Here is a 25,365-nt window from a genome sequence, read left to right as displayed (position 1 = left end):
AAATGAAGAATATTTTAACGATGAAAAATATCGTCAAGACTTTTGGTAGTGGACATACTGAAGTGACTGCACTAAAAGGAATTAATTTTAATGTCAAACAGGGAGAATTTGTCAGCATCATCGGTCCCTCTGGTTCAGGAAAGAGTACTTTCTTAACCATTTCCGGTGGGCTACAAACACCTACTTCTGGAGAAATCGCCATTAATGGTCAGTCTTTTTCCGATTTATCTGAGAAAAAAAGAGCCGATTTACGTTTTAAAGAAATTGGGTTTATTTTACAAAGTTCTAATTTGATTCCATTTCTAAAGGTCAAAGAACAATTTTATTTAGTTGATCGAGTCAGCCATCAGAAACAAAACGAAACAGTGATTGATGACTTATTGAAATCATTAGATATTTATGATCTAAAAGAAAGCTATCCTCGAGATTTATCTGGTGGAGAAAGACAACGTGTAGCAATTGCTCGTGCGTTGTTCAATGACCCTAGTTTGATCTTAGCAGATGAGCCTACCGCTAGCTTAGATACAGATCATGCCTTTGAAGTAGTCAAGTTACTTGTCAAAGAAGCACATGAAAAACAAAAAGCAACAGTCATGGTTACACATGATGCTCGGATGATCAAATGGAGCGATCGTGTCTACCGAATGAAAGATGGTGATTTGATCGAAGAAACGGAGGGGTGGGATGCCTAAATCGACCTTTCTTAATCTGCCCAATGAGAAGAAACAACGGCTTATTGAAATTTTACTTGAAAATTTTTCAGCTCGACATATTAGCCAAGTAAAAGTTGCAGATATTGTCGAAGATATGGCTATGTCAAGAGGGGCCTTTTATAAGTACTTCGAAGACTTGGAAGATGCCTATACCTACACGATCCAGTATTATTCGATTCAAATCCATCGAGATATTTTGAAATATATCAGTCAAAACAAGCAAGACTTTTTTCAAGGAATTGAAAATTACCTTGCGTGGTGTAGTGAGCTGGAACAAAAAAGTAGTTATTGGCAGGCCATCCGCTTTTTAACGAGAAGTGATGATTTTACCAATCACCAAAGAACCAAGCCTTCTGCTGAATCAGGAAGATTAAAGGAATGGTTTAAGTTACTGAAGGCAAATGGCTTTCACATTACTTCGGAAGAAGAAGCGATTAGCTTTTTATATTTTGTCATGGATCTTGTGATCAATTCATTGACGGATTACATTGCGAATGACTGGACTACTGATGAGTTGTTGCAAGATTATCGTTACAAGGTAAAATGGCTGCAAAAAGGTTTGAAAACCGAACGAAGTGAATCTTGAATCCACTCGATTCATTTGTTAGCCGTTTCTTTTTAACTGGTAAGTAGTGTCCGTATTCAGAAAAACACTTCGATACTTCTTTGTGTCATCATCGATAACCAAATAAAAACCTTCGATAGAAAGTTCTTATAGTTGAGAGCAACGATTTTTCCTTTTTGATTCTCCGTGATAGAATTTTTATTGTAAGAAAAGAAAAGGGATGACACAGATGAAGAAAATTATACTATTTGGTGATAGCATTGCTGCTGGATTGTACCAGGGGGAGGTCGTCCATGCATTGGACCATGCGTTATCAACGACCTTAAAAGCTTTAGGACAAGCTGATTTTAAGATCATTAACTTAGGAAAAAAAGGCGATTCAACGACAAGCAGTCTTGAACGATTGTCTCAACTTCCCCAAGATGAACGTACAGCTGACTACGTCGTTCTTAATGTTGGCGTTAATGATGCAATCAATCAAAGAGATAACCAAAAAAACTATCGAAAAAACTTGGAACAATTGATCAACTTTTTTAAACATAGCCAAGTGATTTTAATAGGGCCTAGTTACGTTGATGAAAAGATCAAAACCCAAACAATTCCTGAGATCTTAGTAGAGTATACTCAGATCGCAAAAGAAGTAGCAGATGAGAACAAAGTAAGTTTTATTGATTTTTATCATTATGAAAAATCTTTTGAGGACCCAACACTTTACTTGCAAGACGATGGGTTGCATCCTTCGAAGTTAGGCTATCACTTGCTAGGTGCTTTGATTGCACAATGTATCCAGCAAAAAGAACAAAATTAATCTACAGACCGAGTACCTCAATCTTTGCAGTACTCGGTCTGTAGATTTTTAGTTTCAAGTTTTATCATAACAAAAAGAATGAAGCGCGCTCTATTGGCTTTGACATACGGTAATAAACAACTGTTTTCTAATGGCGATATTCCTTCAACAAACCTTTTTGGATCAAGTCTTGTTTTTGTTTGAGATTCTGGATGTTTTCTTGATAGTTTTGTGCATACATCACGGAATAAAGAGTGTTTAAAACATAGTCGAAGGCAATTTGTGAGGAAAATGTTGCCACTTTAGCAAAATCTAATTCATCTTGCGTAACGATGAGTTTCATCGTTGCTTGTTTTGCCATTTCTGAATGTTCATTTCCAGTGATCAATACAGTTTTAGCACCCACATGGTTTAAATGCATCATAATTTTTTCATAATGGTGAATCCTTCCACTATAAGTTAGAAAGATGGCACAATCCTTTTCCGTTAAATTAGCTGCATTCCAAGAAGAATCACTATACTCTTCAGCTAATATCAAAAATTTATTGATCTTGATTAGTTTATTTTGAAATTTGCGTGCTGTGATTTGAGAATCCCCTTTGGCAAAAATAAACATGCGATTCGCTTGATTCAATGCTGTGGCAATCGCATCAATTGACTGTTTCTCCAATTGAAGCTGTGCTTTTTTGATAGATTGGATCGACAAATCGGCCATTTTTTTAGCGATCGATTGACTATCATCTTGATCAGTAAAAGGAAAGTTTGGATCAATGATTTGATTGAACTGGGCTTTCATCTGATGGACTTCACGACCAAATTCAAAACGAAATTCTCTAAAACCAGAAAAACTCAATTTTTTACATAAGCGAATAATGGCTGAATGCGAAGTATACGTCGCTTTTGCCAATTCCTCGATCGTCATATAAACAGCTGTTTCTCTATTTGCTTTGAGATAATCAGCAATTCTTTTTTCTGTTGTTGTAAATGCTTCTTGTCGTATCAATTGGTCTTCGATTAACATATGCTCACCTTCCTCATCCATCTTACTGAATATCCCTCTTTTTGACTACTATTTTTTGTGTAGGTTAAACATACCTGTCGATTATTCACTTAAAAAGAGCACTTTCTTGAACATTTTTTTCTAACTGCGCTCAAATTAACTTTTAAAGGGACCAGTCATTTATACTGATAGTAGTTAAAAACAAAAATTGGAGGAAAACGTATGTTAACAATTGCCTATCTAGGAAATGGAAAAAGTACCAACCGCTATCATTTACCTTTTTCACGAAAACTAAAAGATAAGATCAAAATCAAAACGATCTTTTCACGTTCAGAACCCACTTGGGAAACATTTGAGGATATCCATTACACCAATCAATTGGAAGATCTATGGAACGATCCAGAAATCCAACTAGCTGTCATTACGACTCCGAGCCAATTTCATTATGAATATGCTAAATTAGCCTTAGAGCATGGAAAAAATGTCCTGGTAGAAAAACCGTTTGCTGAAACTTCTGCAGAAGCGAAAGAGTTATTTGAGCTAGCGAAGCAAAAAGATTTATTTATCCAGTGTTATCAAAATCGTCGTTTTGATTCTGATTTCTTGACCGTACAAAAAGTGTTGGAAAGTGGAAAATTAGGCGATATTTTAGAAATTGAGATGCATTATGATTATTTCAGACCTGAAGTTCCTGAATCGGCAACGGAATTTTCAACAGTCAATAGTTATCTCTACGGTCATGCTTGTCACACAGTAGATCAAGTAATTTCTTACTTTGGCGAACCAGATGACATCCACTATGATGTGCGCCAATTATTAGGAACGGGACGAATGAATGATTATTTCGATTTAGATTTTTATTATGGAACAATGAAAATCTCTGTCAAATCAAGCTATTTTCGTATTAAGGAACGCCCAAGCTTTGTGGTTTATGGGAAGAAAGGGATGTTTGTAAAACAGACAAAAGATCGACAAGAAGAGCATCTTAAACTATTTTATTTCCCGGACCATCAAGATTTTGGTATTGATTTACCAGAACACTACGGCACACTTACCTATATGGACCAAAATGGAAACTACCATGAGGAAAAAGTGATTTCTGAAGTAGGGGACTATAGTCGGGTCTATGAGGGAGTCTATGAAACGCTCATAAACGGAGCCGAAAAAGTAGTGAAAGACGAAGAAACACTTCTACAAATGAACATTTTAGAAACAGGGATCAAAGAGATCCAGGAAAAAGAAGCGCAAGCAAACAAATAAACCATTCGCTGTTTATAATCATTCTGAAGGATTAAGCAAAGATTGATGAGAACCAAAAAAACAAAACCATTAAAATATGATGGGGAGGACACCTCATGTTTTGACAGTTATTTTGTTCTTATGTACTATAAAATAAATAACTGTAAGGAGGAATTCTCATGACAAATTATAACGGCGAAAAAGGCAAACGTTTAAGAGGTTCGATGGCGCCTAAAACCGATGATGAAGTAGCATTAGCAGGGACAAATTCTGGTGAAACAGAAAACAAACAAGAATCGTTATCTGGCACAAACTCTGGCGAAGTCAAGGATGTCGCTTTATCTGGTTCTAATTCGGTTGAAGAGGAAGAACCAAAGAAACCGAATGCTTTTGAAAAAGAAGTGGAAAAATTAGCGGAAGAAGTAAAAGAAAAATTTGAAGAATTGACATCTAAAAAAGATACTAAAAAATAGATTTGTCAGTTGCTAGTGATCCTATGAAAAAGACAGCTTTTACGCTGTCTTTTTTTATCCAAAAACTATTTTTCCGATTTTAGAAAAAAATGGTGTCTGCGCTTACCTTCTTTGTATTATGCTTTATTTATGAGAATAATTTTTTCTCAGCTAAACATTAGGAGGTAATATATGGAAAATTTTGGGTTACAGTTAATCAATTCGAGTGTGCTTGGACAAACCGATTTCATAAGTCTATTCACGACTTATTTATCAGATTATATGTATTTCTTCTTAGGTGGAGCCGTTCTATTTGTTATTTTGATGTTGTTATTAAGTAAAAAAATGTCCGATAAGCCTGCAAATAAAAGCGGATCTTCAAAAGGTGCTTCTAAGCAAAGCCAATATAAACGAATGAAATAGATCTTATTTTACTTTGAACAGATTGTTAGTTTACTAATAATCTGTTTTTTTGCCATAACTATAAAAAAATATTATAGTAACTATAAATATCATTATATTGAAAAATGTTTCTATCAGAACTATAATTTTCATGAAAATAACATATGAGATGAAAAGGAGCGTGTATCAACATGAGAAAAACCAGTAGAAAAGTAGTGATCGTTGGAACAGGCTTTGTGGGAACAAGTATTGCTTATGCCATGATCAATCAAGGAATTGCGAATGAATTAGTCTTGATCGATGTCAACCAAGAAAAAGCGGAAGGGGAAGCTTTAGACCTTTTAGATGGTATGGCATGGGGCGAAGAGAATGTTGCTGTTTGGTCAGGTGATTATAGCGAATGCAGCGATGCCGATCTAGTAGTAATCACAGCAGGTATCAACCAAAAACCAGGACAAACTCGTTTAGATTTAGTGAAAACAAATGCTGGAATTATGAAGGATATTGTTCGACAAATCATGGGAGCAGGATTCAACGGAATATTAGTTGTTGCTTCTAATCCAGTAGATATTTTGACTTGCATTGCGTGGAAAGAATCAGGGTTACCTTCTTCTCGAGTAATCGGAACAGGAACAACATTAGATACAACTCGTTTTAGAAAAGAAATTGCCTTGAAACTTTCTGTCGATCCTCGTAGCGTTCACGGCTATATTTTAGGTGAACACGGCGATTCTGAAGTAGCAGCTTGGTCCCATACAACAGTTGGCGGAAAACCAATCATGGAATTTGTCGAAAAAGATCATCGAATCGACGAAAAGGACTTAGATATCATTGCTGATAAAGTTAAAAATGCTGCCTATGAAATCATCGATCGAAAAAAAGCGACTTATTATGGAATTGGTATGAGTACAGCACGAATTGTCAAGGCTGTATTAAACAATGAACAAGCTGTATTACCAGTTTCTGCTTATTTATCTGGTCAATATGGAGTGAAAGATATCTTTACAGGTGTTCCATCCATCGTTGATGAAAAGGGTGTAAGAGAAGTTATTGAATTATCAATTACACCAGAAGAAGAACAAATGTTTAAACAATCTGTCAATGAATTAAGAAACGTATTAAACACCGTGAGATAATTGAATGAAAAAAAGGAGAACGAGCAAAATGCTCATTCTCCTTTTTATTTTTGTTTTAGAAAAAATAGTTCTCTAGGAGAAAGTGAATTGTAATAAAATGGTAGCATATTAGGTAAAGTTTTTGGGAAATGCATTTGAAACAACAAGAAAAAAATGAAGGAGGTGATTGATTTAGAGCAGAATAAGATTATTTTTTTAAATTAGATGCAATAAATATTCTTTCTTCACTTATGATTATTTTATTCTAGAAAAAGGAGATAAGTACTATAATGCCTAAAGATAATGCTGAGTTGATAAAAAAAGAAATTGAATTACGTTCAAAAATTGCTGGGGCAAGTGCTAAAGAAAATTTTTATAGTACCATGACAGTGAGGCTTGAGCGACTAAAAGGTATGGATAGATTTAATCCTTCTAAACGAAAAGAATACCGAGATATAAAAAAATTTATAAAAACTATAGAAAAACGTACTAAAGAAGCATCGTCAAACAAGGAGGGTTATATACAACAATTGCAAGAGTTAGATAAACAACTTAAACAAGGAACTCTTCGGAATTTTGAACAAATAAGAGGAAAATCTAAAGAAGAAATTGCTATATTACCAGATTCTACTCATAATATGAATAGAACGCCTCGGGCATTTGAACAAATAATGGGAGGCTCAAAATCATCTGTTCCATTGTCGCATTCTACCCCTAATATGGATAGACCACCAGCTTTGCCACCTAGAGTTGGAAGATAGACTTCATACATAAATAAGAAAAAAAGAAACGTATTAAACACCGTGAGATAATTGAATGAAAAAAAGGAGAATGAGCGTTTTGCTCGTTTTCCTTTTTAATTTTTTTTTAGAAAAAATAGTTCTCTAGTAGAAAGTGAATTGTAATAAAATGGTAGCATATTAGGTAACTTTTTTGGGAAATGCATTTGAAACAACAATAAAAAAATGAAAGAGGTAATTGATTTAGAGCAGAATCAGCTTAAAAAGAATAAAAGATGACTGGTAAAATTACTAAATAAATGAAAGGAGATAGTATATGGAAAAGCAGAATACTAAGGACTCAAGAAGCGGATTAGAAGAATCTGCAGTTCAACAAGATATTCACTCTATACATACAGAGCAAACCGTATCTGATAGACAACAAAATACTTTTGGCAAAGATCAATCGGAGATGATATATGCAGAGCTGGTAGGCTTGCCTGAAGAAAAATTCAAACAGAAACCGGAAACAACTATTTATTCAACTAAAAAGAATAGAAGATGACTGGTAAAATTACTAGATAAATGAAAGGAGATAGTATATGGAAAAGCAGAATACTCAGGAGTTAAGAAGCGTATCTGATGGGCAGAAAAATACTTTAGACAAAGATCAATCGAAGATGATAGATGCAGAGCTAGTTGGCTTGCTTGAAGGAAGAGTTAAACAGAAATCGGAAAAAGCTATTTATTCAACTATCATTCAGTCTCAATCAAGTTCATCGGAGAAACAAGAAGATCAGTCTCAGCCTCTAAATAATAAAGGGGAGTCCCTTAAAAAGAATAAGTTAGACATGGATGAAAATACTGGATGGGGCACCACAGAAAGATACTCTGAAAAAACACAACCTAATCCCCAAACTAACAGCCATTACAAATCTTTTTTAAATGAACTTATCCGCAAGTCAGCGGAAAGAAAGAGTGTACAAAATTCAGCAAATGGTTTAGAGACTGACAATATCTTGAGCAGTGGGAATTCTCAGTCCGTTATGATAAATAAATCTCTGTATCATTTGAATGGACGAGCAGGCATTATTACAAATGTCACGCCCGAGACAAGACACAATATTGATAAAACTACTGGATCTGACACCAATATAGCTTCTCCCGTTTCACAGACTTCTTATAATATCAATAGGTAAACCTGTAAGGTCGGTTTATGAGATAAACAATTGAAAAAATAATGTAAAAATTTAAGGAGATGATTTAAATTTAAACGTCATCAGCGCCGTATGAATCAACTAAACGCACCTGAAGGGCGTAGGCCGGATCTGTACCACGTTGATCATGTATCTTTGATTTTATATGAGGGGATGTTACATAGAGCAGACGGTGGATATGTTTCTGGAAAAAACGAATATGAAAAAATTATAGATAAAAATGATTCTAAAAAAAGGCAGAATGTGGACGAACAACAGAGTGAATTTTTATTATGTTAAGGATCTACTTGGCATAATGTATACAATGTAATCAATTTTTAGTGACTCGCTACTTGTATAATAATGGTGCACTGATCCCTACAGTGTATAATAGAGAAATGCTATATCAGAAATACGATACATTTTTTGTTTCATTTAGATCGGCAGGGATTTAATTTTATGTTAATTTTTCTAATTCAGGGGAAAACAAGAAACCCCATTATTGGTTTTTCTTATTTATAATTACAAATAAAAATAAAGGAAGAAAAAAATGAAAGAATTACAACCTACAAATCCTGTTAGCGAACAAGAATCACAAACTGCAAGTCCTGTTAACGAACAAGATATCGAAGATCGTATAAATCAATTTTTGCAACAAAATGGTGGGAATCCTCCAATAGTATTAAGCAATATTTTTTCTAGAAATAAAAAAACAAACTTAGATGTCTTAAACAAGATAGAAACGCTTGGAGACGACCAACATAGTAAACGTTTAAAAATGTTGCTTCAGGAAATGAACGAAATGCACAAAAATTTAAATAAAGATAACTTTAAAGGCCTGTTCCTTAGAGATCGAAAAGAAAATTACGAAAACTTTATTAAAGAAGCAGGATCAGATATTTCAGAAATATTATCCTCTCAAAAAAAATTCGATATAAAGACGCTCTTAAAATAGCACTAGCAGGACTGTCTTACCAAGATAACTCAAACCCAAAAAAAGAATTGTCTAAAGAAAATAAAGCGTGGGTAAAACTTTTTTCTCTATTCAATGAAACGCAACGTGTTTGGATAAATGGACCTGGTCCAATACAACCTGATTATGACGACAGCATTAAAAAAATGCGAAATCAATCAAAAAAGTTTGATGAAATCAGAGCTATGAGGAAAGTCAAGAAACTTTCCGAAAACAAACAGGATAAAGCAATCAATAAAAACCCTTCCAAAGAAAAATCAGAAGGTTCTTTCTTAGAAAGATAGAATTCATACATAAACAATAAAAATAAAGAAAGAGCAACTAGACATATAGATTAGTCGCTCTTTCTTTATTTTTTATTTTACTCTTTTTATTGTTTCTTCGGTTATACTGTCAAACTAGATTTATTCTCTAAATTGTATCAACTCTGTGTATGCTAGCTTGTCCAACGATTTTATTGCTAATTGATTTTCGGATAAATGACGCTTTATAGAACTAAAAACTGGGTAGAAAAACAAGTATCGGTGTCATTAGCGGTCTTAGACGAGTGTTGTAATGATTCAGGGTGTTATGTCGCTGGTTTGATTGCTAACGGACGTAAACGCATGACAAAACAACACAAACAAATGATCGAGAATTATAAGAGTGCTGTTGATCTGATCGTTAGTAAGGAGTGACTTGTATGAAATTGAAATGTAAAGATTATGATTGTTTTATTGTAGAGAATGTCACATGTGAATATTGTGGAGTTTTTGTTTCTAATTTTGTAAATTATGGATATGGACTTTTGCAAATCATACTAATATAGACAGATAAAAAATTTATTCGTGTTTAAATCTTGTCAAACACGATTTAATTGATATTTTATAATACAAAATAATTTTAAAATTTTGCAATGGTTCGAAAGAGTCATTTTTTTATCTTTTTAGTTTGATTTTGGTTTGATGGGGGGTTAATTCACTTCGAATCTACTTTGTATAATATATATTATGTAAACTAAAATATAAAATTTTTATCTCCTTCCTTTAAAAAAGCCGCAAACCCTCTCTTCTTGCTATTTATTCTATTTCTTTTTGCCAGATAGTATAAAAACGATTCTTTTCTTGTTCAACTAATCAGTTATATATATATATATATACGCATGCATAAACCATTTAGAATTAAAGCTATCTAGAAATCATTCACACCAAAAATAGATTTTGATGTGAATTTATCTATCCATATTTTGTTAGAGCAATGATTGATAGATGTATCCTAGAAAGTAGTGTTTTATCAGTTGATTAATATACCTTTAAAGTGTAAGAACGATTATATGGGGTTATAGACTGTTAAATATGCCTTTGATTTATGATAATAATTCACGTTGTTTTAAGAATCCAATTACATCATTATTACGCAACAATTCAACTTAATCTTAAAAGAAATACTATAATCAAGGAACATTAGTTTTTTATCTGTCTATATTAGTATGGTTTGCTGATGCCAAAGTTAAACTGGGAGATGTTTGTGCATATCTTGCCTTAGCTTGTTCAATATTGTTTTCTAGTTTATTTTCCAAACTTTGTTTTCTTTTAACTATATCAACTACTTTTCGAATCGATTCTAAACATTTTTCATCGACTCTTACGGCTTGATTTTCCCCACATTCTTTCGGTAAATTTTTTAGAAGTGTCACATCGTTCCATACAAAACTTCGATTAATTTCCTGCACTCCTTCAGCAATTAGGGTCGCCCGTCCCTTTTCATGATCAACCTTATATAGGTTATTGTTCCCAAAATATAGTAATGGCTCGTCTTTGTCATAACCGCTCTTGTTTTTAGCATCTAATGGATAATATACTACCGGTTCATTTTTACTCAGCCATTAGGATTCACCTCCAACCATGGTTGACCTGCTATCTGGTCTTTCTTTCCCATAGTTTCAAAATCTTGCAAATTCTGATTAATCTTCCCTAGAGTATGCGATTCCATATGGATTGTTTCAGTTTTATTTCTTTTTTTATTCTTAAAATATTTTTTTAAAAAATTATTTTTTTGAGCTATTTCAACATAACCTTGAAATAGCTCCACTCTCAGTCCTTGCTCATTTCTCTTGAAAAAATGAACACCTCGACGTTCTACTTTATCTGCGAGAAATTTTGACTGTTTATTTTTAGGATCAATTTGATAAAGACTGCCTTTGTACAACATTAATTGAACAGTCATTTTGGGGTTACTTGATGTATACTTCGGAATCCCGATCTTAAGTCCTTTACCAATATAATTTTGATCTGGTTGCGTTATTCTACGATCTACCCCTTTGCTATTTTTTGCTTCTTGGAAAATTTCATTATTTCTGATGATACTACACACTAAATCCGGATGAACAAACATCGTATGAGCACCATTTGTCTTATTTTTTGTCATCTTTACATTAGTAACTAAATTTTGGTAGATATTAAACTTTTTGTTTGCTTGGAACAAGCGGTTTTTTCGATAACGTACATCCTCAGCAATTACATAAGCTTCTCCTTTTTCTTTAAATTGGTTCAAATTTTCTATGTAATAGAGTTTGCCTTGGTGTAAGTATAATAGTTTATCCCCTGGCTCACGATGATGAATCCCATAGATTTTTTCGCCTGGTATTTTTATATTATTAGGTAATTCGGAGAAAACATTTTTATGTTTTGAAATAAGATCATCCAAAAATATATGATCGTTTCCCTTAATCCATTCATGCGTTGCTTGTTGTTGGTCTTCTTTGATTTGCTCCTCAGAAAAATTTAGCCGGTTATACAGTTGCTCCTCACCTGTTGGCGTGGGGTCTTCACTTCGAATATTTATATTATCCATAGTGATTACATCTTCCTATCTAAAAATATACTTTATTTAATGCATTTTTAATAAGAAACTCTCGTTCTTCTTTATAATGCAATAAATCCGAATACTATAATCATTTTATCTAGACGTTCCCACAGGTCTGTCGGAAAGATTCGGAGCCATACGTGTCTTTTTTGGACTATTTTTAGTAAGGGATTGAGTTTGGTTTTGAACATTTTTTTCAGTTTTAGTGAAGTTTTGTGCGTGCATTGTTAAACCTTCTAAAGAGTTTCTTGTTTGAGCGATGTTCCTCGATTGGTTTATTTTTGCTATTTCAAAAATTTTAGAAGCTTTGTATGAAGATATTGGCCATTTCATATTTTCATTATGCGATAAGTTGGATAAGAGTATTTTATTATCTGATTTGTTCTTACCATCTTCAAAATTGACATTAGCGGCAACCTTCATAGCCACCTTAGATTTATGATCAACTAAATACAAATTGGTATCTTTCAACAAAAGTGTATATACATCTTTGTTTCTATTTTTATGAGCAATCATTTTTTGGAATTCAATAAAATGCGCCACTTTCTTTTCTATTTCCCCTTTTTGTGTCCACTCCAATCCGGAAAACAACTTTGGTACAGGAAATAAATTCAATTTTATACTTTTATTGATATCGTTTAATGCAAGATCGCTTTTATGAAGTTGTTTATCAAGGTGTTTATTAGTAAGCAAATAAGCTTTTTGGACTTTCCCGCGATCGTTAATCTCTAACTTATAAAGAGCACTTTTGTCGTAATCGTAATAGATTGGGTCTTTATCGTTGTGAAGGTTTGGATCTTTTACTATTGTTAACTTCTTTAACGATGGTATGCTATCAACATCCACCTCAGGCCAAGGTTTACTTTCTATCTGATCCTTCTTTTCCATAATTTCAAAATATTGTAATCGCTGATTGATGTCCGCTAGGGTATCGGCTCTTACATACTTCGTTTGAGTTTTTTCTCTTTTTTCTTTACTAAAAAATGATCTTATCCAACCAATATTGTGAGACTTTTTAAGAGTATTAGGTCTGAATAGCACCATTCTTAGCCCTTGCTCATTTCTCTTATAGATTGTTCCATCTTGATATTTTACGTTATCTGCGAGTAGTTTTGACTGTTTATTTTGGCGGTCAATTTGATAGAGCTTATCTTCATGCAACATTAATTGAACTTTCATTTCCGGATCCCTAGTGCCATATTTAGGGATCCCTATCTTAAGACGCTCACCAATATATGTTGGGTCTGATTGTGCTACTGTACGAGCTATCCCCTGAGTTTCTTTTGCATTTTCGAAAATTTCATTATTCTTGATAATATTGTACACTAAACTTGGACTAGCAAGTAACGTGCGAGTACCATTTTTCTTATTTTTTGTCGTCTCAGCAAAACTAATTAAGGTTTGGTTGATGTTATGCTGAATGCTCGCTTGGAACAATCGCTTATTTCCATACCATACTTCCTCAGCAATTACATAAGCTTTTTTTTCTCCTTTTTGTGGGTCCAAATTTTCAATATAATAGAGTTTGCCTTGGTGTAAGCATAGTAGTTTATTCATTGGATTATCATCATGAATATTACGTATTTTTTCGCTTGGTATTTTTATATCATCGGGCAATTTAGAGAACTCATTTTGATGGTTTGAAATCATACCATCCAACAATATATGATCATTCACATCAATACGTTCACCTATTTTTTGTTGTTGATCTGTTTCGATTTCTTCTTCAGAAAAATTCAGATGTTTATACAGCTCCTGATCATTCGTTAACGTTAAACCCTCGATTTGATTATTTGTTTCCGGCATAATGATTGCACCTTCCTATTTATGTTATTTTTTGCATAAAAAATAATCATTTGTTTAGTTCTTAACCTTATTAAATATCTGGCATATAAGATTTTGTCGAAACAAAAGATTTTTTAATGCGCTTTTATTTTATAATTATTATTAGTGAGAAATAATCCATTAATTTCCATAAATAGAAATAAAAAGCACCACAAGAAATAACTTGTTATTCTCTAATTTTTTATGAATTGTCGTACCCACTTCTGCGAGCTTTAGCTGTTAACTTGTCTAAAACGACAATTTTCATTCTTAAACATCTAATGTTCAAATCTTATAATCACTAACAAATCAATAACCGACATATTCATGGATGTTATAAGTAAGTGAGCTTAATTCCTTGATAATAAACGGACTTAACCTAGCATTTCCAATAGAAAAAGATCTTAAAACACAAATGTGTTCTAAGATCTTTAGTTATATATTTTACTAATTTATCATGATACTTTTATGATAAAGAAATTTCAAAGTGAATCATTATGCTCTATTATAACTGCGAATGTGGTTTATTTCCGGTAATCAACCAAAATACTGATGCCATAATTGTGTCAATACGGGTAGAAAGTAAATGATTACTAGTGCTGCGATGACCATCAGTAATTGCTTACGTTGTTTCTTTCGTTTCAACAGACTACTTGTTTTGTGTAAAAAGTATGTGGCACTTTTCGCTCCAGCTGTTAGTGTTGATAGTAGCAGTGTAGGTGAGTAAGCCGTAGGATCTTTCGTGATAGACAATAATTTCGTACCATATTCTGGATATTTTAATAATGCTTGATAAACAGCAACAATCGTGATCGTTCCCATCAAATAATTTAACAATGAATGAACTTTTTTCAAACGCTTAAACTCCTTATTTATAAATCGTATGTTATTTTTGGATAAATAAACCAACACTTTTCGGAATAATTATTTTTCTTCTTTATTTTTTTCTCATGATTTTTCCATCCACGGAAAAGAAAAACCGATCGAATAATCTGCTTTTAGTTCTAGTACCGCATCAAACTTCCCTTTTTTGCCAGTCAACCCTTTAACTACTTTACTAGTCTTACCTTTAGACAATAATTCCCGCATCATCGTTTTCGTCAGCTTCTTCTTTGCAATCGTTGGCCAAAGTTTAAAATCACAGGAAGCATTGGTACAAGTTGCTACTTTTGGATACAACATGACGATCCCTTGTTTACACTTTGGACATCTGCCTAGTTGATCATTTTTCTTCTCCAGCGCTTTGATTTGGCGCGTTCCAGTGATTTCTTCAGATAAATCGACTGAAGTCAGTTGTTTTGGCACGGATTCGAGTAAATGAAGGATGAATTTTTTGATATTTGCTAAAAAGACTTCGGGTGTGCCCTCATTGTTACCGATCTTTTTGAGGTATCCTTCCCACTGAGCAGTCATTTCCGCACTAGTCAACAAAGGTTCTTGAGCGACCGCTTTACAAAGAGTGATTCCTTTAGCCGTAACAGTGATTTCATTTTTAGTGACCTCGATATAGTAACGTTGCTTTAGATTTTCAATAATATTGGCTCGAGTCGCTTCTGTTCCGATTCCCTCAACTTCTTTTAAGATTTCCTGTGCTTCTTCATCATCCAATGTTTTCCCTGCCGTTTTCATCGCAGTGATTAGTGTTCCCTCGTTGTATGGTTTTGGTGGTTGGGTTTCTTTTTGAATACTTTTCAGATCAACGCCGACCACCTGACCTTTTACCACATCTGGTAATACTTGGACTTCTTTCTGCTTGCTTTTGGTTGCTAAGATCATTTGCCACCCTTTTTTGATTGGAATTTTCCCTGTACTTTTTAAGCGAAGTTCTTGGACACCAGTATAAATCGTTGTTTCTTCATATACATAATTTTCGGCAAACATTGCCATAGTCGTTTTCGCTACTTGTAAATAGATGGCTTGTTGCAGACGTGATAATTGCGCAAAACGTTCCTTGGAAGGAATCGTTTTTGTTGGAATAATTGCATGGTGTTCTTGGACTTTTGTCGCATCAACATATCTTTTTTTCGACCATGTTTCAGGAGTCTCTACGCTGCTGATCCCTAAAAAATCTTTATAACGTACTAAGTTTTTCACCAAGTAGTGATGTTCATTTTCAGTAATGTAAGTAGAATCTGTCCGAGGATAGCTTAAAAATTTCTTTTCGTAGAGCCCTTGGGCAGCATCTAATGTCGCTTTGGCACTCACCTTCATCAATTGGTTCATTTTTGTCTGGAGACTAGATAAAGAAAATAAACGTGGACTACTTAGTTGTTTTTCTTTTTTAATGACCGATAAGATCTGTCCTGATTGCTTCCCTAAATGCGCGCCTGATTTTTCAATTACTTGATGTAGCGCTTCGAGGGTTTTAAAATTCTGCTTGGGATCGATTTTCCCTGTAAACCGTCCATCATCACAACTGATCGTCGCTTCTACTTCATAGTATGGTTCTTTTTTGAAGTTTTTAATCGTTTCTTGTAACTGATAGATCATATATAGGGTTGGCGTTTGGACACGTCCTAAAGAAAAGCTGCCATCGATCCCTTTTTGTTGCAGTAAGAGACTATATAATGGACTCCCGTTCATCCCGATCAACCAATCCGCATTCTGTCTAGCTTTCGCTTCTTTATATTTAGGAAAATAGCTCTCGCCTGGACGAAGGTTTTTAAAGCCTTCATAAATCGCCTCTTTTTCCAGCGAATTGATCCACAAACGTTGATACTTTTTGCTTTTGGTGAAGGCTTGTGCTTGAATGATAATCGACCAAGCAATGGCTTCTCCTTCACGGTCTCCATCTGTCGCAATAATGATCGTATCCGCTGATTGTAATTCCTTTTTGACGATTGAAAATTGTGCTTGTTTTTCTTTCGGCACTTCATAGCGGAAGGTTTCTGGGAAAATTGGTAAGTTAGCTAAGGACCATTTACTCCAACGTTCTTCATATGCACCAGGAGGGACCATGTCCACTAAGTGACCGAATCCATAAGTAACCGTTACTTCCCCACTAAACAACGGGTCAACGATCTCATAATACCCTTCGTGACGTATTCGTTTCTTAAATGTTTCAGCATAAGCTTTTGCTTGGGAAGGTTTTTCAGCCAGTATAACAGTTTTCATTTTATCCCCTCCATGATTCTCAGTCTTAGAACAGACTTCTTTATTATGGAACAAACATTCGCATATGACAACCCAAAAACTATTTTTTCAAAAGAAAAAAACGACTGAAGACCCTTGTCTAACAGTCGTTTTATGAACTTAGCTTTTACAATTGGTGAAAATCCAAAGTGTTGAATCGTCCACCTATTAAAAATGGAGGACTTTTACCTAAACGAAGTGAAATAGATGATTACAGAGAGTAACTTCCTATTTCTTTTCTTCCATTTATTTACTTAAAAAATCACTGATTGCTGCACGATTGGCGTCATTGTCGATCACCAAAATACTTCCGGCATAACTACTGTTTCCGAAGTTCCATGAACCTTCAACAGGCACACTTAAGCGATCCACACCACCGACACCTCGAGCGATCGACAAGAGATTTTTGATAATAAAGAATGATGAAACATCCGTTGAGGTATAACCAATGGCTTTTCCGGCAGCGTAAGGGGCACGAATCAAGTTTAGGGGATTTTTTAGCTGACTAAAAATCGTATTCATGACTTGTTGTTGCCGTCTTACTCGACCAAAATCGCCTTCTTCGTCTTTTCTAAAACGTGCATACTGTAAAAGTGTATGACCATCCATTTTTTGGACACCTTTTTTGATATCGACACCATCCAGATTCAAATCTTTCTCTGCATCGATCTTGATACCATTCATAAACAATGCATCGACCACTTTTTCAAACGATTTAAAATCGACTTTTGCGTAATACTGGCAATCAAGTCCAAAATTTTCTTTGATGGTTTGACGGACCAGATCAGCACCGCCATATGCATAAGCTGCATTGATCTTGTTTTGACCAACTCCTGGAATTGCTACAAAACTATCACGCATGAATGAGATCAATTTTGGTTTATGAGCAGGTCCATCTAACTGTAACACCATGATCGTATCTGCACGACCAGCATCCTCACCTCTAGTGTCACTACCTAATATCAAAATATTATGTGCGCCACTCGAAGACTGTACACCATCAAATGATTCCGTTGTAACACTCGGCAAACTGGTATCATGCTCTGCCATGGATTTCCCGACAAAAAAGGAAATGACTGAAAATAAGAATAAAAATAGAATAATGCCTAAAATGATTTTCCCCCACGAACGTTTCTTTTTTGGACGAACTTCTTTTGGCTCTTTCTTCCTCTTAAAAAAATTTTTCTTCGTTTGATTAAATCCTTTTTTGTTTCCTGCTTTTGCATAGGAATAAGGGGTTTGATAGTCATTAGCTTGTCCTTCTCTGGAAGAATAAGAAGAATCCTGATCAGGTTGATAGATCCGAGTAGCTTCATCTCTTGGATCATTCAACGCTTTGTCCTTTTGACGTTCACGTCTAAAAAAACCGGTTGATTCTTTTTTTAATGGTTTTGCTTTTTTATGGATGTTCTTATAACGATCCATCCGACTCATTTTGTTTCCTCCCTGCTATCTGTACAAGTAAATAAAGGATACGCTATCTTCTTGATAAAAACAGCTATTTGAACCACAATTTAATAAAAAATAACGAAATGAAACAAGCCATTACACGTAAAGCTCATCACACTTCTTGTTCTAATTGTTCTCGTATGTTCTGGACTGGCATTTCTCGATGTGTCCACAGTTCAAAAGCAATTGCTCCTTGATGAATCAACATACCTAAACCATTATAGGCTTTGATTCCCATTTTTTTGGCTTCTTGGATTAATCGTGTCTCACTAGGGAAGTAGATCAAGTCAAAGACGGCTAATTGCGAATGCAACAACTTTACATCAGCAATCGGTAATTGGTCTTTCTTGCTTCCCATTCCGATATCAGTTGCGTTGATCAATAGATTCGCCTGACTCAAATCTAATGCCAGTTGACTTTCGTCCGCATAATCATGTAATCGGATGGGACAACCTGTTTTCTCAGAGACTTTCACAAAATACTCTTTTAGTGGTAAAAAAGTGGCATTCAAACGTTTGTAAATCGTGATTTCTTGTGCGCCTTCTAGTGCCATTTGGACGACAATTGCTTTTGCTGCACCACCTGCTCCCAGAACAACGATTTTTTGATTTTTGATTGGATGCCCCGTTTCGTTGACGGAACGTACAAATCCCATACCATCTGTATTGTAACCAATCAAACGTTGCTCCTGGTGAACGATCGTGTTGACCGCTCCGATCAATTCCGCTTCAGGGCTTAACTGATCAAGGTATGCTAAGACAGCCGTTTTATTCGGCATTGAAACATTCACGCCCAACATATCTAATGTGCGGATACTCTCAACGGCTTGTCTTAGGTTCGTTTGATCTACCTCAAAAGCCAGATAAACGGCATCAATACCCCAATGTGAAAATGCCAGATTGTGCATCAACGGTGAAAGACTATGAGAAGCAGGCTTTGCAAAAAAGCCTGTGAGTTTTGTTTTACCAGAGATCATCTTTTTCCTCCTTATAAAATAAAACAACCATCCAATCCTCGTAAACATGACACGAGACATCAGATGGTCGATTGTTTAGTTCTGTTTCTTGTGCTTTTTCTTATGTCTATGATTGACGAGTCTTTCTAAGTTTAAAGGAGGTATGAGAAACTTGTCAACATGATTGTCAAACAAGCAGGGCCTCTTTCTCATTCATTTAAAACAAATCAATGTACTATAGGCATACTAGGCACAAAGTAGAAGGAAAAGCAGTCAGTAATCAAAAACTAATCTAACACTTCTTCAAAAAATTGTAATAGATCCGCTAGTGACAATTGCTCTTTTTCTTCTTTAGACAAATCTTTCACGATCCGTCCTTTTTGTAAAACGATCAGACGATTCCCATAATTCAAGGCATCTTCCATCCGGTGGGTGATCATCAAGCACGTCAAGTGTTGTTCAGTAATCCTGCGATTGGTTAATTGCATCAATGATTTGGCAGTTTTAGGATCGAGCGCTGCTGTATGTTCATCTAATAGCAGCAACTCAGGCGCTTCAATGGTCGCCATCAACAAACTCAATGCTTGGCGTTGCCCTCCTGATAATTCCCCAGCTGGCGTATCTAGATGCTGCTCCAACCCATTTCCAACTTCTTGACACAATTGATAAAATTTTTCTCTTTGATTCTTTAGGTTACGGAGACGAAGGGGTCTTTTCTTTCCTCTTTTTTGAGCCAAAAGCAAGTTCTCTGCTACTGTCATCCTTGGAGCTGTGCCCATCTTAGGATCTTGGAACACCCGAGAAAGAAAAGAAGCCCGTTTTTCTTCTGTTTCTTTCGTGATATTCCGCTCTTTAAAAGCGATCGACCCTTGACTTAAATGTAATGTTCCTGCGATCGTGTTGAACAGCGTACTTTTTCCCGCACCATTTCCACCAAGGACCGTAATAAAATCGCCTTTATTGATTGTCAAATCAATTCCATCTAATAATACTTTTTCTTCATTCATGCCATTGCTAACGACTTTTTTTCCATTTTTAATTGTGATGATCGCTGTCATGGTCAAACCTCCTTTTCAAAACCGGTTTTAAGTTTCAATGCTTGTTTTAACTGAGGAATCATCAAACAAATGGCTAAAATAATAGCGGAGAAGAGTTTGAGATATGTTGTGTCAAACCCAAGTTTAATGACGATCAGGATCAATAATTGATAGATGATGCTTCCCACGACAATGGCAATCAAGCGTTCTGCTAACGTTAATTCGTGGAAAATCACTTCTCCAATAATGATAGAAGCTAGCCCGATCACGATGACACCAATTCCTTTATTGACATCGGCATACCCATCATTTTGTGCAATCAATGCACCTGATAAAGCAATAACACCATTTGAAAGAGTCAATCCTAAGATTTTCATTCGATCTGTTTTGATCCCTAAGGAACGAGCCATCGTTTCGTTGTCTCCTGTCGCGATATACCCTTGACCTAAATCGGTATTGAAAAAGAACAGTAAGACACCAATCAAGAGACTTAATGCAAGCAAGCCAAGTAACACGGTATCAAAATAGTCAGGTAAATGAAGACCATTGAACGTATCTTGTAAAATCGAATGGTTCAATAAAGAAAGATTTGGTGTGCGCATCACGAATAAAATCACCGAGTTTAATCCAGACATGACTAAGATTCCGGCAAGGATCACTGGGATCTTTCCTTTGGTATACAACAGCCCCGTAACTAGTCCGGCAAGCATGCCTGCACCAACGCCAAGCAGTGTTGCTAAAACTGGGGAGATCCCATGAGTGATAGCTGTCACACAAACTGCTCCACCTAATGGAAATGATCCTTCAGTCGTCATATCAGGAAAATCCAAAATCCGATAAGTCATAAAGATTCCTAATCCTAAGATTGCCCATAACATCCCTTGTGAAATTGCTGATACGATCATTGTTCATCCCCCTCGTCTTTCGGTTCTTCTGAAACATTTTTAGCTTCTTGCTTTATTGAATCAGGAATCGTGATCCCTAATTTTTCCGCCTGTTTTTCATTGATAATAACATCGCCTTTATCAAAGACGTAAACAGGTGTCGTTGCTGGTTTTTCTTTTCCTAGTGCAAGCATCGCAGCCATTTTCCCACTTTGGACACCTAAATCATATTGGTTAATTCCGATCGTTGCCAAGCCACCTTGTTCGACCATTGAATCAACTGAAGGGATCACTGGGATCTTCGCTTTATCAGCTTCTTTTACCACTGTCTGCATAGCATTAGCAATTGTATTGTCTAAAGGAACATAAATGAAATCCACTTGTTTACTCATCACTTGGACAGTTTGGGCGATTTCATTCGTAGAAGGTACAGCATATTCTACTGAAGTCAAACCTACTTTTTGAATCGCTTTTTCTGCTTGGCTTACTTGGTATTTTGAATTATCTTCTGAAGAAGCGTATAAAATCCCGACTTTCTTCGCATTCGGCAACAATTCAGCGCCTAACTTGATTTGCGCTTCAACAGGAGGCTGATCAGATACGCCTGTGATGTTTCCACCTGGTTCTTTTAAAGACTTCACTAAGCCGGCACCAACTGGATCTGTGACCGCACCTAAGACTAGTGGGATCGTATTCGTTACATTAGCTAAAGACTGAGCAGCCGGAGTAGCGATCCCTACTAGGACATCTGGGTCAGCTTGTACTAATTGTTGACTCATAGTGGCTAATTTACTTTGATCAGCTTGCCCGTTTTGAAAGGAGATCGTTAAATTTTTTCCTTCCTCAAGCCCTGATTGTTCGAGACCGTCTTTGATCCCACGGTAAATTTCATCTAATGCCGGATGGCTCACATATTGCAAAACCCCAACGGAAACAGTTTGATTCGTTTCTTTTGGTTTCGATTCAGTAGAAGCAGGCGTTATTTTTTCATAAATAAAGGTTCCTACTAAGTAAAGCATAATAAGTGCAACAACTGTGATCAAACGTTTATTTTTCATTTTTCTTCCCCCTCATTCCTTTAATCATTATTATTCAAGTCTGGTTTCTGACACGAACTGACAAAAAAAGACAATCACCCCAACGGTAATTGTCTTCTTACATACAAAAAACCGCATAGATCGAATCTATGCGGTAGTCAAATTTCTTGTCCAGCACAGATACAAATTTTAGATTTGTACTCTAAAAAGTTGTATCTACGGTCAAAGTTCGCCATCAATACAACTTATCTACGCCAGTTACGCCAAGCTTGAGTTGTTCCTGCTAAAAATTGGTTTGATAAGTTCATTGTGGATCACCCTTTCCTTAATAATTAATCTAAGTCTAATCGAATTTAGCATGTTCGTCAACTGTTTTTTTATTCCGTCTTATTTCCAGCATTAAGATCTGTTCCCAGTTGAGTATTAGTCGAAGTCGTTTGCGTTTCTTTCCCAAGTTCTTCTTCTAATTTCTTGATATTCGCTAATGGCAAACGATTTAATTCGGGAATCAGCTGCGTAGGGAAATCACTTAACTGATTTGCGTTATAGACTAAGCGATTGGTTTCTTTGCCATTTTGGAAAAAGATTACCGTCAAATGTTCTTGCTTTAAATCGTAGCGTTGTTCTAATTCATTGACCTGATAAACCAATGGGTAAAAATAAATAGGGCGATTCAATTCCGCCATTTTTTTTGGATCATGAAAAATGTCCATTAATGCTTGATACATTTCTCCACTTGGCACACTGAACAAAACTGAAATAGCTTTACTTTCTTCAATTGTTTGCGAGGCTTCATTGATATTCAAAGGTTTAAGCTTAGGAGAATCGATGTCTGCATAGACTAAGCTCTCCACCTGTGCTTCTCTAATATTTTTAGGAAAGACAAACATCGTGATCGTAATGACCAGTGAAACAAGGAATACGAACAATAAACGCATAAAATAGCGTTGTGGATGCGTATCGAAATCAGCCAAAAAATGATGGTATTTGACTTTGATGGTCTCACTTATCTCTTTCCACATAGCGATCACCTTCTTTTTCGTTTTCTTTTATTATACCTAAGTTTGAGGTAGATAGAAAAAATACATTTAAAGAATATCGATTATTTTTCAATCCAGTATCTTTTTATGATCAAATCAGTTGATAACTACCTAGTAAATTGGTCTTTTTACGTTTTTTTCGTTATAATGAAACTACTTATGAAAAGAAATGAGGAATGAACCATGTCCTTTGATGGTGTCTTTACTCATGCAATGATCAATGAATTGCGTGAGACTCTATTATCTGGTCGGATTTCTAAAATCCACCAACCTTACGAAAATGAAGTCGTATTAGTGATTCGCTCACGTGGTAAAAATCAGCGTTTGCTCTTATCTGCACATCCTAGTTATGCTCGAATCCAGATCACTCAGATCGACTATCAAAATCCAGACACACCACCGAACTTTGTGATGATGTTACGCAAGCATCTTGATGGGGCAATTTTGGAGTCGATCGAACAAATCGAAAACGACCGAGTGATCCACTTTCATTTCACGAAACGAGACGAACTAGGAGATCTCCAAAATATCATTTTGATTGTGGAACTCATGGGTCGACATAGCACGATCATCTTAGTGAATAAAGAATCAGGAAAAATCTTAGATGCGATCAAGCATATTGGTAGTTCACAAAACACTTATCGTTCCCTTCTGCCTGGTGTAGACTATATTGCTCCACCTGAACAAAACCAGCTGAATCCCTTTAGTCAGGAAAAAGAAAAAGTCTTCCATCGGCTTTCTCAAATGGACTTGACACCAAAAGGAATCCAACAACAATTTCAAGGAATCGGTTTTGATACTGCGCAAGAATTGGTAGCTCGCTTAACAGAACGCCCCAATGAAAAAATGTTGGTATGGCAAGAATTCTTCACAGCAATCGACACCCAACTCTCCCCTAGCCTTTATGAAGTAGCGGAGAAAGAATATTTTACGCCGATCAACTATCGTTTCTTTGACTCAAATACGCAACAAAAAAAGATGTACCCGACTCTCAGTGCGTTATTAGATGCGTTTTACCAAGAAAAAGCGGAAAAAGACCGTGCCAAACAACAAGGTGGCGAGCTCATCCGCAAGATTGAAAACGAGCTTAAGCGAAACAGAAATAAACTGAAAAAACGGGAGCAGACCTTAAAAGATTCGGAAAATGCCGAAGATTATCGTCGAGATGGCGAACTATTAACTACTTTTATGGCTCAAGTACCTCGGGGCGCAAATGAAGTAACATTGCCTAATTATTATGAAGAAGATCGGCCGATCACAATCAAGCTTGATCCAGCATTAACGCCCAATCAAAATGCCCAAAAATATTTCCATCGCTACCAAAAACTAAAAAATGCCGTCAAATTGATTGGTAAACAGATCGAAGAAGCCAAAAATGAGATCGATTATTTAGAATCTGTCTTGTCCCAATTAGAGATTGCTGGACCTATGGATATCGAAGTGATCAAAGAAGAATTGACAGCAGAAGGTTATTTAAAAAAGAAATCTTCGAAAAAACAAAAACGCAAGAAACCTTCACAGCCAGATCAATATCTTTCTACTGATGGTACGTTGATCTTGGTAGGGAAAAACAATCTTCAAAATGATCAACTTTCCTTAAAAACGGCGAAGAAAACAGACTATTGGCTCCATGCCAAAAATATCCCTGGCTCTCATGTCATTATCAAAAGTGACCAGCCATCTGATGAAACGATAACTGAAGCCGCTGAATTAGCTGCTTATTTCTCAAAATACCGTCATTCCGCCCAAGTACCAGTGGACTTGGTTCAAGTCAAGCATTTGCGCAAACCGAATGGCGCAAAACCAGGCTATGTGATTTATGAAAATCAAAAAACGATCATTGTTACTCCGGAAGAAGAAAAGATCAACAAGATTAAACAGATGACTAACTGATGTAATGCAATTTAATCTAGTCAACAGTATCGCATCTGGCCATCATCGATGAGTAAGCACTCCCCTTTTTATTCGCTAACATGACAAGTGCCTGTTCCAGAAAATATCG

26 protein-coding genes are annotated in these 25,365 nt (G+C 35.6%); 14 read left to right on the top strand and 12 right to left on the bottom strand.

Annotated features, from left to right (window positions below; genetic code table 11):
• Window positions 1–2 precede the first annotated feature (2 nt).
• The 3 genes from AB3I42_RS07305 (at window position 3) to AB3I42_RS07295 (ending at window position 2,086) form a co-directional block, all read left to right on the top strand.
• Window positions 3–692, top strand: a complete 690-nt coding sequence (locus AB3I42_RS07305) for an ABC transporter ATP-binding protein (RefSeq protein WP_010737568.1) — start codon at window positions 3–5, stop codon at window positions 690–692.
• A complete protein-coding gene (locus tag AB3I42_RS07300) occupies window positions 685–1,299 on the top strand; it encodes a TetR/AcrR family transcriptional regulator (RefSeq protein WP_034866590.1) in 615 nt (204 codons plus the stop codon). The genes AB3I42_RS07305 and AB3I42_RS07300 overlap by 8 nt, the downstream gene beginning before the upstream one ends.
• 208 nt (window positions 1,300–1,507) lie before the next feature.
• A complete protein-coding gene (locus AB3I42_RS07295) occupies window positions 1,508–2,086 on the top strand; it encodes an SGNH/GDSL hydrolase family protein (RefSeq protein ID WP_034866591.1) in 579 nt (192 codons plus the stop codon).
• Window positions 2,087–2,213: 127 nt separating this feature from the next.
• Here AB3I42_RS07295 and AB3I42_RS07290 read toward each other — a convergent pair whose 3' ends face one another.
• Window positions 2,214–3,086 (bottom strand): MurR/RpiR family transcriptional regulator, encoded by an 873-nt coding sequence (locus AB3I42_RS07290; RefSeq protein WP_034866593.1) that lies wholly within the window; start codon window positions 3,084–3,086, stop codon window positions 2,214–2,216.
• 201 nt (window positions 3,087–3,287) lie between these two features.
• On the opposite strand from AB3I42_RS07290, the gene AB3I42_RS07285 reads away from it, so the two are divergent.
• From AB3I42_RS07285 to AB3I42_RS07240, 10 genes are all read left to right on the top strand, one after another.
• Window positions 3,288–4,325, top strand: a complete 1,038-nt coding sequence (locus tag AB3I42_RS07285; protein WP_081122759.1) for a Gfo/Idh/MocA family oxidoreductase — start codon at window positions 3,288–3,290, stop codon at window positions 4,323–4,325.
• A gap of 158 nt (window positions 4,326–4,483) precedes the next feature.
• The gene (locus AB3I42_RS07280; RefSeq protein WP_010737563.1) at window positions 4,484–4,777 is read left to right on the top strand and encodes a hypothetical protein; all 294 of its coding nucleotides are present in this window, start codon (window positions 4,484–4,486) and stop codon (window positions 4,775–4,777) included.
• A gap of 171 nt (window positions 4,778–4,948) precedes the next feature.
• Window positions 4,949–5,179, top strand: a complete 231-nt coding sequence (locus AB3I42_RS07275) for a hypothetical protein (RefSeq protein WP_131773139.1) — start codon at window positions 4,949–4,951, stop codon at window positions 5,177–5,179.
• A gap of 170 nt (window positions 5,180–5,349) precedes the next feature.
• Window positions 5,350–6,294: an L-lactate dehydrogenase gene (locus AB3I42_RS07270; protein WP_010719177.1), complete on the top strand. Its 945-nt coding sequence runs from the start codon at window positions 5,350–5,352 to the stop codon at window positions 6,292–6,294.
• A gap of 269 nt (window positions 6,295–6,563) precedes the next feature.
• Window positions 6,564–7,034, top strand: coding sequence for a hypothetical protein (locus AB3I42_RS07265; protein ID WP_010737561.1), 471 nt, complete (start codon window positions 6,564–6,566; stop codon window positions 7,032–7,034).
• A gap of 295 nt (window positions 7,035–7,329) precedes the next feature.
• On the top strand, window positions 7,330–7,557 hold the full coding sequence (locus tag AB3I42_RS07260; RefSeq protein WP_181914508.1) for a hypothetical protein: 228 nt from the start codon (window positions 7,330–7,332) through the stop codon (window positions 7,555–7,557).
• Between the two features lie 37 nt (window positions 7,558–7,594).
• A complete protein-coding gene (locus AB3I42_RS07255) occupies window positions 7,595–8,191 on the top strand; it encodes a hypothetical protein (RefSeq protein WP_010737560.1) in 597 nt (198 codons plus the stop codon).
• Between the two features lie 547 nt (window positions 8,192–8,738).
• On the top strand, window positions 8,739–9,143 hold the full coding sequence (locus AB3I42_RS07250; protein WP_368022406.1) for a hypothetical protein: 405 nt from the start codon (window positions 8,739–8,741) through the stop codon (window positions 9,141–9,143).
• Window positions 9,144–9,190: 47 nt separating this feature from the next.
• Entirely contained in the window at window positions 9,191–9,445 is a 255-nt protein-coding gene (locus AB3I42_RS07245; protein WP_014834667.1) for a hypothetical protein, read from the top strand.
• Window positions 9,446–9,640: 195 nt separating this feature from the next.
• Window positions 9,641–9,838 (top strand): hypothetical protein, encoded by a 198-nt coding sequence (locus tag AB3I42_RS07240; RefSeq protein WP_123874784.1) that lies wholly within the window; start codon window positions 9,641–9,643, stop codon window positions 9,836–9,838.
• A 773-nt stretch (window positions 9,839–10,611) separates the two neighbouring features.
• Here AB3I42_RS07240 and AB3I42_RS07235 read toward each other — a convergent pair.
• The 11 genes from AB3I42_RS07235 to AB3I42_RS07185 form a co-directional block, all read right to left on the bottom strand.
• Window positions 10,612–10,872 carry a hypothetical protein gene (locus tag AB3I42_RS07235; protein ID WP_306690426.1) on the bottom strand — a complete coding sequence of 87 codons (261 nt, stop codon included), beginning with the start codon at window positions 10,870–10,872 and terminating at the stop codon, window positions 10,612–10,614.
• 146 nt (window positions 10,873–11,018) lie between these two features.
• Complete coding sequence (locus AB3I42_RS07230; protein ID WP_178309208.1) at window positions 11,019–11,993, bottom strand: hypothetical protein; 975 nt, start codon at window positions 11,991–11,993, stop codon at window positions 11,019–11,021.
• A gap of 105 nt (window positions 11,994–12,098) precedes the next feature.
• Complete coding sequence (locus AB3I42_RS07225; protein ID WP_368022405.1) at window positions 12,099–13,811, bottom strand: hypothetical protein; 1,713 nt, start codon at window positions 13,809–13,811, stop codon at window positions 12,099–12,101.
• A gap of 555 nt (window positions 13,812–14,366) precedes the next feature.
• Entirely contained in the window at window positions 14,367–14,651 is a 285-nt protein-coding gene (locus AB3I42_RS07220; RefSeq protein ID WP_174270245.1) for a hypothetical protein, read from the bottom strand.
• A 126-nt stretch (window positions 14,652–14,777) separates the two neighbouring features.
• Window positions 14,778–16,943 (bottom strand): type IA DNA topoisomerase, encoded by a 2,166-nt coding sequence (gene topB, locus AB3I42_RS07215; RefSeq protein WP_181914511.1) that lies wholly within the window; start codon window positions 16,941–16,943, stop codon window positions 14,778–14,780.
• Between the two features lie 264 nt (window positions 16,944–17,207).
• Window positions 17,208–18,395: an LCP family protein gene (locus tag AB3I42_RS07210; protein ID WP_010737555.1), complete on the bottom strand. Its 1,188-nt coding sequence runs from the start codon at window positions 18,393–18,395 to the stop codon at window positions 17,208–17,210.
• A gap of 127 nt (window positions 18,396–18,522) precedes the next feature.
• The gene (locus tag AB3I42_RS07205; RefSeq protein ID WP_181914512.1) at window positions 18,523–19,386 is read right to left on the bottom strand and encodes a shikimate dehydrogenase; all 864 of its coding nucleotides are present in this window, start codon (window positions 19,384–19,386) and stop codon (window positions 18,523–18,525) included.
• Between the two features lie 266 nt (window positions 19,387–19,652).
• Window positions 19,653–20,423, bottom strand: coding sequence for an ABC transporter ATP-binding protein (locus AB3I42_RS07200; protein WP_306690422.1), 771 nt, complete (start codon window positions 20,421–20,423; stop codon window positions 19,653–19,655).
• A gap of 2 nt (window positions 20,424–20,425) precedes the next feature.
• A complete protein-coding gene (locus tag AB3I42_RS07195) occupies window positions 20,426–21,307 on the bottom strand; it encodes an ABC transporter permease (protein WP_010737553.1) in 882 nt (293 codons plus the stop codon).
• Complete coding sequence (trpX, locus tag AB3I42_RS07190; RefSeq protein ID WP_368022404.1) at window positions 21,304–22,344, bottom strand: tryptophan ABC transporter substrate-binding protein; 1,041 nt, start codon at window positions 22,342–22,344, stop codon at window positions 21,304–21,306. Before trpX ends, AB3I42_RS07195 begins: the two co-directional genes overlap by 4 nt.
• Before the next feature lie 356 nt (window positions 22,345–22,700).
• The gene (locus tag AB3I42_RS07185; RefSeq protein WP_010737551.1) at window positions 22,701–23,345 is read right to left on the bottom strand and encodes a hypothetical protein; all 645 of its coding nucleotides are present in this window, start codon (window positions 23,343–23,345) and stop codon (window positions 22,701–22,703) included.
• Window positions 23,346–23,546: 201 nt separating this feature from the next.
• Here AB3I42_RS07185 and efbA point away from each other — a divergent pair, with 201 nt between their 5' ends.
• Window positions 23,547–25,256, top strand: a complete 1,710-nt coding sequence (gene efbA, locus AB3I42_RS07180) for a fibronectin-binding protein EfbA (protein ID WP_325830164.1) — start codon at window positions 23,547–23,549, stop codon at window positions 25,254–25,256.
• The last annotated feature ends 109 nt before the right edge of the window (window positions 25,257–25,365 follow it).

This window comes from Enterococcus sp. C53 (assembly GCF_040887425.1).
Classification (GTDB): Bacteria; Bacillota; Bacilli; order Lactobacillales; family Enterococcaceae; genus Enterococcus_B; species Enterococcus_B hirae.
Note: the sequence above shows the minus strand (reverse complement) of the source record. Positions and strands in the feature narration are given on the sequence as shown.

Bases quoted from the DNA above. Each gene is read 5' to 3' on its own strand.
- AB3I42_RS07305 (WP_010737568.1), top strand. From the start codon at position 3: ATGAAGAATATTTTAACGATGAAAAATATCGTCAAGACTTTTGGTAGT.
- AB3I42_RS07300 (WP_034866590.1), top strand. From the start codon at position 685: ATGCCTAAATCGACCTTTCTTAATCTGCCCAATGAGAAGAAACAACGG.
- AB3I42_RS07295 (WP_034866591.1), top strand. From the start codon at position 1,508: ATGAAGAAAATTATACTATTTGGTGATAGCATTGCTGCTGGATTGTAC.
- AB3I42_RS07290 (WP_034866593.1), bottom strand. From the start codon at position 3,086: ATGTTAATCGAAGACCAATTGATACGACAAGAAGCATTTACAACAACA.
- AB3I42_RS07285 (WP_081122759.1), top strand. From the start codon at position 3,288: ATGTTAACAATTGCCTATCTAGGAAATGGAAAAAGTACCAACCGCTAT.
- AB3I42_RS07280 (WP_010737563.1), top strand. From the start codon at position 4,484: ATGACAAATTATAACGGCGAAAAAGGCAAACGTTTAAGAGGTTCGATG.
- AB3I42_RS07275 (WP_131773139.1), top strand. From the start codon at position 4,949: ATGGAAAATTTTGGGTTACAGTTAATCAATTCGAGTGTGCTTGGACAA.
- AB3I42_RS07270 (WP_010719177.1), top strand. From the start codon at position 5,350: ATGAGAAAAACCAGTAGAAAAGTAGTGATCGTTGGAACAGGCTTTGTG.
- AB3I42_RS07265 (WP_010737561.1), top strand. From the start codon at position 6,564: ATGCCTAAAGATAATGCTGAGTTGATAAAAAAAGAAATTGAATTACGT.
- AB3I42_RS07260 (WP_181914508.1), top strand. From the start codon at position 7,330: ATGGAAAAGCAGAATACTAAGGACTCAAGAAGCGGATTAGAAGAATCT.
- AB3I42_RS07255 (WP_010737560.1), top strand. From the start codon at position 7,595: ATGGAAAAGCAGAATACTCAGGAGTTAAGAAGCGTATCTGATGGGCAG.
- AB3I42_RS07250 (WP_368022406.1), top strand. From the start codon at position 8,739: ATGAAAGAATTACAACCTACAAATCCTGTTAGCGAACAAGAATCACAA.
- AB3I42_RS07240 (WP_123874784.1), top strand. From the start codon at position 9,641: ATGACGCTTTATAGAACTAAAAACTGGGTAGAAAAACAAGTATCGGTG.
- AB3I42_RS07230 (WP_178309208.1), bottom strand. From the start codon at position 11,993: ATGGATAATATAAATATTCGAAGTGAAGACCCCACGCCAACAGGTGAG.
- AB3I42_RS07225 (WP_368022405.1), bottom strand. From the start codon at position 13,811: ATGCCGGAAACAAATAATCAAATCGAGGGTTTAACGTTAACGAATGAT.
- AB3I42_RS07220 (WP_174270245.1), bottom strand. From the start codon at position 14,651: ATGGGAACGATCACGATTGTTGCTGTTTATCAAGCATTATTAAAATAT.
- topB (WP_181914511.1), bottom strand. From the start codon at position 16,943: ATGAAAACTGTTATACTGGCTGAAAAACCTTCCCAAGCAAAAGCTTAT.
- AB3I42_RS07210 (WP_010737555.1), bottom strand. From the start codon at position 18,395: ATGAGTCGGATGGATCGTTATAAGAACATCCATAAAAAAGCAAAACCA.
- AB3I42_RS07205 (WP_181914512.1), bottom strand. From the start codon at position 19,386: ATGATCTCTGGTAAAACAAAACTCACAGGCTTTTTTGCAAAGCCTGCT.
- AB3I42_RS07200 (WP_306690422.1), bottom strand. From the start codon at position 20,423: ATGACAGCGATCATCACAATTAAAAATGGAAAAAAAGTCGTTAGCAAT.
- AB3I42_RS07195 (WP_010737553.1), bottom strand. From the start codon at position 21,307: ATGATCGTATCAGCAATTTCACAAGGGATGTTATGGGCAATCTTAGGA.
- trpX (WP_368022404.1), bottom strand. From the start codon at position 22,344: ATGAAAAATAAACGTTTGATCACAGTTGTTGCACTTATTATGCTTTAC.
- AB3I42_RS07185 (WP_010737551.1), bottom strand. From the start codon at position 23,345: ATGTGGAAAGAGATAAGTGAGACCATCAAAGTCAAATACCATCATTTT.
- efbA (WP_325830164.1), top strand. From the start codon at position 23,547: ATGTCCTTTGATGGTGTCTTTACTCATGCAATGATCAATGAATTGCGT.